Source organism: Rhodococcus sp. 05-2254-6 (genome assembly GCF_002258565.1).
In the GTDB taxonomy this organism is placed as follows: Bacteria; Actinomycetota; Actinomycetes; order Mycobacteriales; family Mycobacteriaceae; genus Rhodococcoides.
Genome location: NZ_NOZF01000113.1, coordinates 64,619 through 76,463, shown reverse-complemented (window position 1 = coordinate 76,463; position 11,845 = coordinate 64,619). Strand labels below are relative to the sequence as shown.

Genomic DNA, 11,845 nt, shown 5'->3' with positions numbered 1-11,845 from the left:
CGAGCCTCGACGACGTGATGGACCACATGGAAGCGGCGACACATCTGCTCTCGCTGTACCGAATCGACGAACTGACCCCGCACATGCACGACATGATCGACATCCTCGACCGGTCGGCCAAGGTCACGGCGGATGCAATGCCGAGGCTGGCGTCGATGAAGGATCTCGAGCGCTACTGGATCGAGATCAACGAGCTCGAGAACCGGGCCGATCATGCCTATCGGACTTTTCTGGCGGATCTGTTCGACGGTCGATTCGACGCATTGACCGTGATGAAGCTCAAGGGAGTGGGCGACGAACTCGAAGATGCCGCAGACGCTTTCGAGAAGGTAGCGCACGTCATCGAATCCATCGTGCTGAAAGAGACGTGAGTGCGCGGTGGTAGCACTGGTTCTGGTCATCACCCTCGCGATGGCGTTCACCTTCACCAACGGCTTTCACGATTCGGCCAATGCCATCGCGACGTCGGTGTCCACTCGCGCACTCACCCTGCGGACGGCGCTCGTCATGGCCGCGGTGGGGAATCTGCTCGGTTCCTTCTTCGGTGCGAAGGTCGCGTCGACGGTGGGGGAGGGAATCATCGCCCTCGACGTCGGATCCGACGCGTTGCTCGTGGTCGGGTGCGCCCTGGTCGGTGCCATCGGCTGGAATCTGATCACCTGGTGGTACGGGTTGCCGTCCTCGTCCTCGCACGCGTTGGTCGGCGGCATGGTGGGAGCTGCACTGGCCGGCGGAATGACGGTGCTGTGGGGAGGCGTCGCGACCAAGGTGATCCTCCCGATGATCGTTTCTCCTGCAGTCGGTTTCGTGCTCGGAAGCGCCGCGATGGTGGCCATTCTGTGGATGTTCCGACGATCGTCTCCCAGTGCCACCAGCCGCGGATTCCGCCGGGCACAGACGTGCTCGGCAGCGGCCATGGCTTTCGGACACGGCATGCAGGATGCAGCGAAGACGATGGGCATCGTGGTGCTGGCGTTGGTCGTATCGGGCAATCAGGCCGACTACACGATTCCTCTGTGGTGCTACTTCCTCACCGCGACGGTGCTGGCGGTCGGAACGGCGACCGGTGGGATGCGGATCATGCGCACCCTCGGCCGCAAGATCATCGAACTCGACCCACCCCAGGGGTTCGCCGCGGAGGCGACGGCGTCGTCCGTGCTGTACGTGGCATCGATCGGACTGGGAGCGCCGGTGTCGACCACCCACGTCATCTCGTCGGCGATCATGGGCGTCGGGGCAACCAAGCGTACGACGGCCGTGCGCTGGGGGACGGCGGGAAACATGCTCGCAGCGTGGGTGACGACGCTGCCCGCGGCCGCTGCCGTCGCCGCACTGACCTACGTGGTTGCGGGGGTGATTCTGTGAAGCGGGGAGCGGGTCGGATATCGATGGGCGCTGCACTCTGCCTGATGGCACTGAGCGCAGGCTGCAGTTACGAGATGACGTCGACCGAGACCGGCACCGGCATCTCGCGTGACGTGCAGGAGGCCAGGGACGGATTTCTCGAAACTCCGGGAATGAGCGAACTGTTCGACGACCTCTACGGACAGGGCATCGGAACCACCGTCAACGAGGTGTTCGCACTGGGCATCTACATTCCGGGTTTTTGCGAGACCCGCGCCCAGCAGGGGCTCACCGAAGAGGAGGCCGTCGCCGAGGTGACCGATTCGCTCGGTGCTACCTACGAGAAGGGGACCGGCGAGCCCTGGGCCGAGCCGATAGTGCAGGCCGCGGAGGACCACGTCTGCGAGTGAGCGGGCCGAGGGTGTCGGTGGCCTGTGCGAGCATGGAACGGTGGAGTCCACCGGTAGACCCGTGGCGAGCATCATGCACGCCGACCTGGACTCCTTCTATGCCTCGGTGGAGCAGCGGGACGATCCGCGGCTGCGCGGCAAGCCGGTGATCGTCGGCGGGGGAGTGGTGCTGGCCGCCAGCTACGAGGCCAAGGCCTTCGGTGTGCGCACGGCGATGAGCGGCGGGCAGGCACGCGCGGTCTGCCCGCAGGCCATCGTGGTGCCGCCGCGTATGGACGCCTACTCGCAGGCGAGCAAGGACGTGTTCGACGTCTTCCACGACACCACCCCGCTGGTGGAGGGCATCTCCATCGACGAGGCATTCCTCGACGTCGGCGGGCTGCAGAAGATCGCGGGCAGTGCCACCGAGATCGGACAGCGCCTGCGGCAGGACGTCGCCGAGCAGGTGGGGCTGCCCATCACCGTCGGGATCGCCACCACCAAGTTCCTGGCCAAGGTTGCCAGCGCCTTCGCCAAGCCCGACGGCCTGCTGCTGGTACCGCCCGGCGGCGAACTCGAATTTCTGCACCCGCTGAACATCGAAAGACTTTGGGGCGTAGGAAAAGTGACCGCCGAGAAGCTGCACGTTCTGGACATCAGAACGGTCGGCGACATCGCGGCCTACGGCGAGCGGTCGTTGGCCTCGGTACTCGGCAAGGGTGCGGGTGCCCACCTGTACGCGCTGGCCATGGGCCGGGATCCACGACGCGTCCAGCCCGGTAAGTCGCGCAGTTCCATCGGTGCGCAGCGGGCACTCGGTCGCGGCAGGCACGACGCGGCCGAGGTGGAGGCATCGTTGATCGGGCTCGTCGATCGCGTCACGCACCGCATGCGCGCCGCGCAGCGAACCGGCCGAACCGTCATGTTGCGCTTGCGCTTTGCCGATTTCACCCGGGCGACGAGGTCGCACACGCTCGATCGAGCGACCGCCGACACCCGCGACATTCTCGACGCCGCACTCGAATTGCTGCACGACGCGGCGCCGCTGATCGCGGAGAAGGGCATCACGTTGGTGGGGGTCACCGTGTCGAGCATCGACAGGGGCGGTGCGGAGCAATTGGAGCTGCAGTTCGACCCGCCGCAGGTACGGACACCGCCGGAGGCCTCGGCCCTGGACCGGGCGCTCGACGGGGTGCACAAGAAGTTCGGCTCGACGTCGCTCACTCGTGGGGTGTTGCTCGGCCGTGATCCGGGGATCTCGGTTCCTCTGCTGCCCGACTGACTACTGCCGCACTGTGGGTTGTACCCGAAAGCCTGTGGGCATCATGGTCAGTCGCTCCTGGACCTTCAGCCGGTACGACGGGTCGGCCTGCAGGTCGAAGCGCTGCAGAATGGTTCCGAGCACCAGAACGGCCTCGTGGATGGCGAATTGCCTTCCGATGCAGGCGCGTTCACCGGTGCCGAAAGGCTTGTACACGTGAGCGGGCCGGGCCTTGATGCGATCGGGCAAGAAGTTGTCGGGATCGAACTCGTGCGGGCGGTCACCCCACACAGGATCACGATGCAGCGCCGTGGCGAGCACGATCGCCCAGTCTCCGGCCGCCATGGCGTAGCCGTCGCCGACGACGGTGTCGGCGCGTGCCCCGCGACCGAACGCCGGGACGGTGGGCCACAGGCGCAGTGATTCGTCGAGGACGCGTCGGACATATCGCAGCTTCGGAACCTGGCCGAACTGGGGCTTGCCGGTACCCCAGACCTCGTCGACCTCGGCGCGGGCGCGCTCGAACACCTCGGGGTGCGTCGCCAGGTAGTACAGCGCAAAAGAGAGTGCACCGGAGGTGGTCTCGTGACCGGCGATCAGGAATGTCAGGATCTGGCAGCCGATGTTGGCTTCGCTCAGTGCATTCGGATTGTCGGCCTCACACGCGGCGTCCATCATGATCTGGAGCAGGTCGCTGAAGTCTTCGGTGGATCGGCGCCTGGTCCTGACGACATCTGCGAGGACGTCTGCCAGGTACTGCTTGTTGCCCGCGTACCGGCGATCCGAGCGGGCGAACAGAGGCTTGGCGAACGCGGGAACCTTCAGCAACGCCCGCCGCTGGTTGTACGTCAGCGCACCGACCATGGCCGAGACGAACGGATGCGGCTCGGCACGCGCGAACGACCCGAAGCTGTAACTGAATCCGGTCCGGCCGATGGTCTCGAGCGTCAACGTCGTCATGTCGGCCGATACATCGGTCGGTGACGCGTTGCGAGAGAGGAACTCCCAATGCTCGATCAGGTCGTCGGCGACGTCGACCATGATCTCGTGGTACCCGCGCATGGCCCCTGCGGTGAACGCCGGGCGCAGAAGATCATGGGCACGTTGCCAATTCGGTTCGTGGTTGTAGGCGGTGAACAGCCCGTCGGCTCCGATGTCCCGTAGATTCTCGACGCCCGGGGGCAAGAACTTCTCGAAGCGCTTCTCGTCGCACAGCTCACCCACCACGTCGGCACCGGCGGCGAAGACGAATCGTCGGCCGAGGATGTGCCGCTCGAACAGCGGGCCGAGCGTGCGGGCCATCGCGGTCGAATCCTGGACGGGGGTGCGGGGATCGACGCCGACGACGTCGCCGAGCACGGGGAGTCGGTGCGGGGGATGGGGCAGGGAGCCGCCTCGTACCGCGAACTGTGTCGACATCGCCACTCCATCGTCTCGGGACCGGCCCTTGTTGAACCGTGTCAAATAGTGACGGTACTCACTGTTGAACCGGTGTCAAGTAAGGTTCGAGGGACATGACCACACCGCGCAAGCGCATGACGCCGGCACTGCGGCGTGCGCAGCTGATCGAGATCGGCTCGGCACTGTTCGCCGAGCGGCCGTACGAGGACGTCTGGATCGAGGAGGTCGCAGACCTCGCCGGCGTGTCACGCGGATTGATGTATCACTACTTCCCGTCCAAGCGGGAGTTCTTCGTCGAGATCGTCCGCGCCGAATCGGAGCGCAACCTCGGTCTGACCGCGCCGGACACCTCGTTGCCGGTGCTCGAGCAGATCGCCGCAGGCCTCGACGCGTACATCTCGTACACCGACGAACATGCGCACGGCGTCCGCGCGGTCAATCGCGGCACGTTGCTGGGGGATCCTCTGATCAACGAGATCCTCACGCGCGAGTTCGACGTCCAGCAGCAGCGGATCCTCGCCGCGCTGCCGACGACGCTGCAGGACGACGAGACGGTACGCACCGCGCTGCGCGGCTGGATCGCCTTCGTGCGAGCTGTGTGTCTGGACTGGGTGGAGCGCAGAACCCTCGACCGCGAGCAGGTACGCGCGTTGTGTCTACGGGCGTTGTCGGGTCTTCTCGAGGTGTGAGATGCGGGGCTATCGTCGAGCTATGTGCCGAAACATCACCACCTTGCGAGGGTTGGAACCGCACGCCACCGACGCCGAGGTCGAAGCGGCCGCGCGTCAGTACGTCCGCAAGATCAGCGGTGTACAGAAGACGTCCGACGCCACCCGCGATGCCTTCGAGCTGGCCGTCGCCGAGGTGACGGCGACGACGCACCGACTCCTCGATGCGCTTCCCGAGCGGCGTCAGCCACCGCCGACGGTGCCGCCGCTGCGGCGTCCGGAAGTGCAGGCGCGGATTGCGGCGGCGGGAGTGGAGCCTGCGGAACGACCCAAATCAGCGGCGAACACCGGGTCCTAACGGGTGCTGTCCGGCGGCACCGCGGGTAGGCCTTCGCTCACGCGGAGTTTCTCGGCCATCGAGCTGAGCAGATTCTGCGATTCCTCGGACAGGTCGAATGCCCGAGCGGACAGGCGGCGCAGACCGTAGCCCTTCAGTTGGGTGAGCAGTTCGAGATCGTGGTCGACCTTCGTCGCATAGATGTTGTCGAAGAAGTAGTCGGGCTTGACCTTGAAGAACGCGGCCAGCGCCGCGACGGTGTCCGCGGACGGATTGGCGCGCTGTCCCGAGCGCAATTGCGAGATGTAGGGCTTGGAGATCTGGTGTCCGCGCGAGGCGAGAGCGTCGGCGACCTCGGCATTGGTGTGTGGCTTGCGTCCGGGCGGGTGGATCGTGGCGAACAGATGGTTCAGACGTGCGGCGAAATCAGCGGACATCGGGGATGTGTGTGCCTTCCTGATACAGCCGCTGCCCACCCGGGCAGATCGGTCCGCCGCGGACCGAACCGGCTCATAGTAGCCGCTGCCGTGGATCCCGCGAACCATGGCTGACCTGCAGAAATTCGTCAGAAAATCGTACTGATCGGTTTCATGCGTCGGTGGACGTAGCGGGGCGAGGCCGGGCAGGTGGGTGCCCCGAGAGTGGGAACGAACGAATGGTTTTCCGCAGAATCGGACGCGTGATTCGAGCCCCGGTGGCAGACTGTCTTGCCAGGCGAAGGGGGTGGAGATGACCGATCGTCGACGGCGAACGTTCGATTCACGAGACGGTGACGCGGAGGTGGTCGAGCCGCTGCTACGCGCCGTGCTGTCCTACGCGCCGCGGGACGAATCGCGCCTGCCTCACCCCTCCGAGGGAATCACGCTCCGGGCCGAGGACGGCTCCGGGTTCGTTCGGCTCGCACTCACCATCGCAGACGATCTCGGCGCGGGCATCCCGGGGCCGTTCGGGTCCCGATTCTACGAATGCGGATCGTTCGAAGTCATTGTTCCGCAACGAGATCCCCGCGACGGCGCGCTGTTGATGATCCACCTGCTCGATGCCCGAGCGCCCCACAGATTCGAGTTCGCCACGTCCATGCCGCCCCAGTGGAGCCTGCGGCTCGAGCGCGACGGCTCGGTGTCGGTACTCGACGATCTCGGCGATGCAGTGATATTCATCGGCCGCCCATGGGCATTCGACTCCGACCTCTATCCGGTTTCGGTGCACTACACCATCGAGAACGGCCTCCTGGTGCAGAACATTCTCGCCACCGCGGACACCGGCTATCCCATCCTGATCGATCCCGACCCCGACGCGATCATCACCGGAGACGGCCGGCTCATCACCGAGACGTGGACTCCGCGACTGGTGGCCGGCGGAATCGTCGAGGATCTGCCGCCGAAATCGCTGTCCAGCTGATTGCCCTGCAGCGCAGACTGATTCAGAACGGATCGTGCTGAATGTGCTCCATCGGCGTGCCCACTTTGCGGAGGGCGTAGATCGTCGTTCGCACCATCGACGGAGACCCGCAGATCTGAATCTGCCGATCGGCCCACGAGCCGAACTGGGTCACCACCTTGCCCACCGCACCGTGCAGACGGTGATGCATTCCCCACGGCAGCTCGCGAGGCGTGCCCGAATACCACCACGGATTCTCGAGCTGCTCGGTCACCGGAACGATCGTCAACCACGGATTCGACAGCGACAGCTGCCACAACGTGTCCAGATCGTAGAGATCGCACGGATACGTTCCGCTGACGAACAGATGCACCCGCGGATTGTTGCTGCGCTGCGCCATCTCCATGACCTGCGCACGCAGCGGAGCCAGACCGGTGCCTCCCGCGATCATCAACACGTCCTCGCCGATCGCGCGATCGACATGCATCCCGCCCAGCGGCGGACTGATCGACCAGCGATCACCCACCGCGGTCTCGGTGACCATCGCCGGTGACACCCAGCCCCCGGATACGCGTCGAACATGGAACTCGATCTCGCCGTACGGATTGCTGGGAATGGCCGGGGACAGATACCGCCACAGTTTGGGCCGCTGCGGAATCTGCACACTGACGTACTGCCCGGGGAAGTACGGGATCTCGCCGTCCGTCTTCAACCGGACCACCGCGAGGTCGTCGAGCACCCGCTGATGTTCGACGACGGTGGCACTCCAGAACGGCGGCAGTTCGTCGTCGTCGGCGGCGACGGCCATCGCATCGCTCACCACGGTCAGTGCGTCGTTCCAGGCCGTCTCGACCTCGTCGGTCCATACCTCGTTGCCTGCGAAGGTGCGGAACGCGCTGATCAGAGCCGAACTGCCCGCACGGAAGTGCGCGCCGGAGATTCCGTGCTTGCGGTGGTCCCGGCCGAGTTGTTTGAGGAACGGTTCGACGCGGTCTGGATCGTCGAGATGCTCGAAGACGTAGCCGAGTGCCATGACGAAGTGTTCACGCAGGGCATCCATCGAGGCGGGAAACAGAGCTCGGAAGTCGGGGTGCTGGGCGAAGAGATGGCCGTAGAAGGACCGGGACAGCCGCGCCGGACCGTCCTGAGCGGCCACGACGGATTTGAATCCGGTGCGGACCAGGGAGATCGTGCGTGCGTCGAGCATCGATCCACCTCCACCCCACCGAATCACTGCTGTCGACCGTCACCAAAGTAGACCGGTCGAGGATATCGCGCACGTCGCGGAATGTGGAGAAATCCAAGGTTGAGCGGAACAGACTCAACTTCGCTATGGTTGTACCGAGCGACAGTCTTTGCAGAACCCAGTCGAAAGAAGGTGACCGGTGGACAGTTTCACTCCCACCACGAAGTCGCAGGCAGCACTCTCCGCTGCTCTGCAGGCCGCATCCGCGGCCGGTAACCCGGATATCCGTCCGGCACATTTGTTGGTGGCGTTGCTCGATCAGACCGACGGCATCGCCACTCCCTTGCTGAAGGCCGTCGGCGTCGACCCCGCAACGGTGCGTCGAGAAGCGCAGAGCCTCGTCGACCGACTGCCCTCGGCAACCGGTTCGACCACCACTCCGCAACTCGGCCGTGAAACCCTCGCCGCGATCACCGCAGCGCAGCACCTGGCCACCGAACTCGACGACGAGTACGTCTCGACCGAGCATCTGATGGTCGGCCTGGCGACCGGCAACGACGACGTCGCCAAGCTGCTGACCGGCCACGGAGCCGGACCCAACGAGCTGCGCGACGCCTTCCAGGCCGTCCGGGGCAGCGCTCGGGTCACCAGCGCCGATCCGGAGAACACCTACCAGGCGCTGGAGAAGTACAGCACCGACCTGACCGCGCTGGCCCGGGAAGGCAAGCTCGATCCCGTCATCGGGCGCGATACCGAGATCCGGCGCGTCGTACAGGTTCTCTCCCGACGCACCAAGAACAACCCGGTGCTCATCGGTGAGCCCGGCGTCGGCAAGACGGCCATCGTCGAAGGACTGGCCCAGCGCGTCATCGCAGGCGATGTTCCGGAGAGCCTGCGCGGCAAGACCGTCGTGTCTCTCGATCTCGGTTCGATGGTCGCAGGCGCGAAGTTCCGCGGTGAGTTCGAGGAACGGCTCAAGGCCGTGCTCGACGACATCAAGAACTCCGCGGGCCAGGTCATCACGTTCATCGACGAGCTGCACACCATCGTCGGAGCCGGCGCGACCGGCGAATCGGCGATGGACGCGGGCAACATGATCAAGCCGATGCTCGCCCGCGGCGAACTGCGCCTCGTCGGTGCGACGACCCTCGAGGAGTACCGCAAGTACATCGAGAAGGACGCCGCTCTCGAACGACGCTTCCAGCAGGTCTACGTCGGTGAGCCGTCGGTCGAGGACACCGTCGGCATTTTGCGTGGACTCAAGGAACGCTACGAGGTGCACCACGGCGTCCGGATCACGGACTCCGCCCTGGTCGCCGCCGCAACCCTGAGCGACCGGTACATCACCGCCAGGTTCCTGCCGGACAAGGCCATCGACCTCGTCGACGAGGCCGCGTCCCGTCTGCGCATGGAGATCGATTCACGCCCCGTCGAGATCGACGAGGTCGAACGTGCGGTCCGTCGCCTCGAAATCGAGGAGATGGCACTGGCGAAGGAGACCGACGACGCGTCGAAGGCTCGACTCGACAAGCTCCGCCAGGAACTCGCCGACCTCCAGGAGAAGTTGGCCGGGCTCAGCACCCGCTGGCAGAACGAGAAGAACGCCATCGACTCGGTACGGGCACTGAAGGAGGAGCTCGAGAACCTGCGCGGCGAATCCGATCGCGCCGAACGCGACGGCGATCTGGGCAAGGCCGCCGAGCTGCGCTACGGACGCATCCCGACCCTCGAGAAGGAGCTCGCAGCCAAGACCGAGGACTCGCCCGCCCAGGGTGACGTGATGCTCAAGGAGGAAGTGGGCCCGGACGACGTCGCCGACGTCGTTGCAGCCTGGACCGGAATTCCGGCCGGCCGGATGCTCGAAGGCGAGACCGCGAAGCTGCTCCGCATGGAAGACGAGCTCGGCAAGCGAGTCGTCGGACAGAAGGACGCAGTACAAGCGGTGTCCGACGCCGTCCGACGCTCCCGCGCCGGAGTGGCCGATCCCAACCGTCCGACGGGATCGTTCCTGTTCCTCGGACCCACCGGCGTCGGCAAGACCGAGTTGGCGAAAGCGTTGGCGGAGTTCCTCTTCGACGACGAACGCGCGATGGTGCGCATCGACATGAGCGAGTACAGCGAGAAGCACGCCGTCGCTCGGTTGGTCGGAGCGCCTCCCGGTTACGTCGGCTACGAGGCCGGCGGCCAGCTGACCGAAGCCGTGCGTAGGCGTCCGTACACGGTGGTGCTGTTCGACGAGGTCGAGAAAGCGCACCCCGACGTGTTCGACATCCTGCTCGCCGTACTGGACGAAGGCCGCCTCACCGACGGCCAGGGCCGGACCGTCGACTTCCGCAACACGATCCTGATCCTCACCTCCAACCTCGGTGCCGGCGGCACCAAGGAGCAGGTGATGGACGCGGTGCGGCGCTCGTTCAAGCCCGAGTTCGTCAACCGCCTCGACGACGTCGTGGTGTTCGACGCCTTGTCCGAGGACCAGCTCGAGTCGATCGTCGACATTCAGCTCGGCTTCCTCGCCAAGCGTCTGGCGGCTCGTCGCCTGACGTTGGAGGTGTCCTCGCCGGCCAAGTTGTGGCTCGCGGCCCGCGGCTACGACCCGCTGTACGGCGCGCGTCCGCTCCGCAGGCTGATCCAGCAGGCGATCGGCGATCAGCTGGCGAAGCTCCTGCTCGCCGGCGACGTCCACGACGGCGACGTGGTGTCGGTCAACTCGAGCCCGGACGGCGAACGCCTGATCCTGGGCTAGCGGCGGCCCCGCTCCGCAACAGGCCCACCCGAGCACCGCTCGGGTGGGCCTGTTTTGTGCCTTCAACCGGGAAGTGCCGGGTAGGTACGCTCGTGGAATGACGAATCCGGACGACCCACGGTCACCTCGGGAGCGCGATCAGGACGCAGCACCCCAGGCGGAGCCATCCGAGCCGACCCAGGACTACGGTCGGCCCTACCCCGGAGCCCAGCACTATCCCGACGGCGCTCACCCCACCGAGGCATATCCGACCCAGGCGTACCAGAACCCGGCGTACCAGAACCCGGGCTATCAGGATCCGGCCTATCAGGATCCGACTCAGCAGAATCCGGCCCAGCAGAACCCCGATCCCCAGGCCTATCCGCCGGGGTATCAGCCCACACAGGCATTTCCGCCGTACGACCCCGAGCAGCAGGCGGCGGCGAATCAGGCCTACGGCCAGACCCAGCAGTACGGTCAGGCACCGCAGTACGGTCCGGGATACGGCCAGGCCCCGGGGTACGAGACTGCGCAGTACGGCCAGCCACAGCAGTACGGCAACACTCAGCAATTCGGCCACACCCAGCAGTTCGGGCAGCCGCCGGAGTACGGCGCTCCGCCTCCCGGCGATGATCCGAACGCCGCCGATTCCGGCAGCAAGGGGCCACGACCGTGGGTTCTGGCGCTGATCGGACTCGTCGTACTCGCCATCGTCGTGGTGTTCGGGATTTCCTTCCTGAGCGGGGGATCAGACGAGTCGACCACCGCTTCTGCGCCGTCGACGTCGATCCGACCGCCCACCTCGAGTGCACCCACGAGCACGCCGCAGCCCACCGAATCGGGCACCGCCACCACGCCCGAGCTGATCCCGGGAGGAATTCCCGAGATTCTCGGTCAGCTGGGATCGTCGGTGGGAACGATCAGCGCCAACGACGGTTCGACTCTGACGCTCGACGGACTCGACGGCGCTCCGGTGACGGTGCAGACCACACCCCAGACCCAGATAATCTCGTTGTCCGGTAGCGATCTGGCGTCGCTGACGGTCGGTGCTTTCGTCGTGGTGCAGGGCGAGGCCGTCGAGGACGGAACGATTCGCGCGAACGTCATCATCGAAACGCCCAGTCTGGGTGGATAAGCAACCCGAGCAGTCGTAG

12 protein-coding genes are annotated in these 11,845 nt (G+C 65.7%); 9 read left to right on the top strand and 3 right to left on the bottom strand.

What is annotated here, in order from left to right; genetic code table 11:
* From CH256_RS14860 to dinB, 4 genes are all read left to right on the top strand, one after another.
* A partial coding sequence (locus tag CH256_RS14860) for a DUF47 domain-containing protein (protein WP_143536581.1) occupies positions 1–371 on the top strand: 371 nt, incomplete at its 5' end.
* 7 nt (positions 372–378) lie between these two features.
* Positions 379–1,365, top strand: coding sequence for an inorganic phosphate transporter (locus CH256_RS14855; RefSeq protein WP_094640937.1), 987 nt, complete (start codon positions 379–381; stop codon positions 1,363–1,365).
* A gap of 44 nt (positions 1,366–1,409) precedes the next feature.
* Positions 1,410–1,754: a hypothetical protein gene (locus tag CH256_RS14850; RefSeq protein ID WP_094640938.1), complete on the top strand. Its 345-nt coding sequence runs from the start codon at positions 1,410–1,412 to the stop codon at positions 1,752–1,754.
* Between the two features lie 73 nt (positions 1,755–1,827).
* Complete coding sequence (gene dinB, locus CH256_RS14845) at positions 1,828–3,015, top strand: DNA polymerase IV (protein WP_179272114.1); 1,188 nt, start codon at positions 1,828–1,830, stop codon at positions 3,013–3,015.
* Here dinB and CH256_RS14840 read toward each other — a convergent pair whose 3' ends face one another.
* Entirely contained in the window at positions 3,016–4,413 is a 1,398-nt protein-coding gene (locus CH256_RS14840; protein WP_094669945.1) for a cytochrome P450, read from the bottom strand. It abuts the gene before it with no gap.
* A 95-nt stretch (positions 4,414–4,508) separates the two neighbouring features.
* Between CH256_RS14840 and CH256_RS14835 the strand changes: the two genes are divergently transcribed.
* Positions 4,509–5,084 (top strand): TetR/AcrR family transcriptional regulator, encoded by a 576-nt coding sequence (locus CH256_RS14835; protein ID WP_068053842.1) that lies wholly within the window; start codon positions 4,509–4,511, stop codon positions 5,082–5,084.
* Positions 5,085–5,106: 22 nt separating this feature from the next.
* Positions 5,107–5,421, top strand: coding sequence for a DUF2277 domain-containing protein (locus tag CH256_RS14830; protein WP_068053845.1), 315 nt, complete (start codon positions 5,107–5,109; stop codon positions 5,419–5,421).
* Here the strand turns inward: CH256_RS14830 and CH256_RS14825 are convergent.
* Positions 5,418–5,837 (bottom strand): helix-turn-helix domain-containing protein, encoded by a 420-nt coding sequence (locus CH256_RS14825; RefSeq protein ID WP_068053936.1) that lies wholly within the window; start codon positions 5,835–5,837, stop codon positions 5,418–5,420. The genes CH256_RS14830 and CH256_RS14825 overlap by 4 nt on opposite strands.
* 292 nt (positions 5,838–6,129) lie before the next feature.
* Here CH256_RS14825 and CH256_RS14820 point away from each other — a divergent pair, with 292 nt between their 5' ends.
* A complete protein-coding gene (locus tag CH256_RS14820; RefSeq protein ID WP_141215322.1) occupies positions 6,130–6,801 on the top strand; it encodes a hypothetical protein in 672 nt (223 codons plus the stop codon).
* A gap of 22 nt (positions 6,802–6,823) precedes the next feature.
* Here the strand turns inward: CH256_RS14820 and CH256_RS14815 are convergent, their stop codons facing one another.
* A complete protein-coding gene (locus CH256_RS14815) occupies positions 6,824–7,987 on the bottom strand; it encodes a globin domain-containing protein (RefSeq protein ID WP_094669942.1) in 1,164 nt (387 codons plus the stop codon).
* A 178-nt stretch (positions 7,988–8,165) separates the two neighbouring features.
* On the opposite strand from CH256_RS14815, the gene clpB reads away from it, so the two are divergent.
* Positions 8,166–10,712 carry an ATP-dependent chaperone ClpB gene (clpB, locus tag CH256_RS14810; protein WP_068053854.1) on the top strand — a complete coding sequence of 849 codons (2,547 nt, stop codon included), beginning with the start codon at positions 8,166–8,168 and terminating at the stop codon, positions 10,710–10,712.
* 97 nt (positions 10,713–10,809) lie between these two features.
* Positions 10,810–11,826, top strand: coding sequence for a DUF5666 domain-containing protein (locus tag CH256_RS14805; RefSeq protein ID WP_094669941.1), 1,017 nt, complete (start codon positions 10,810–10,812; stop codon positions 11,824–11,826).
* Positions 11,827–11,845: the final 19 nt, after the last annotated feature.